General features: G+C 36.3%; 1 protein-coding gene. It reads left to right on the top strand.

All coding sequences use genetic code 11. The features are described from left to right. Nucleotides 1–251: GIY-YIG nuclease family protein (locus AAEY99_RS21585; RefSeq protein ID WP_351012009.1), on the top strand; the 251-nt coding region annotated here is incomplete at both ends.

Genomic DNA, 251 nt, shown 5'->3' with positions numbered 1-251 from the left:
CCCTTTACATGGGCTATTTATAAAGATTGGTAGATCTAAAAATGTACTCCAGCGTTTACAAAATTTACAAACTGGTACGTATGGCCAATTAATTATTGGCGCATTAGAACCAGGAGGCTCTGCTAGAGAGGCTGAATTACACCAAAAGTTTTCTCATCTAAGAAGACAAGGCGAATGGTTTTCTTGTAATGAACCTCTTTTTAAACATGTTTTTCGTACATGGTATAAAAATAAAATGCTTCCTCCTGAGC

The organism is Shewanella sp. S1-58-MNA-CIBAN-0166, from assembly GCF_040310085.1.
Taxonomy (GTDB): Bacteria; Pseudomonadota; Gammaproteobacteria; order Enterobacterales; family Shewanellaceae; genus Shewanella.
This window is presented reverse-complemented; position numbering and strand designations above follow the sequence as displayed.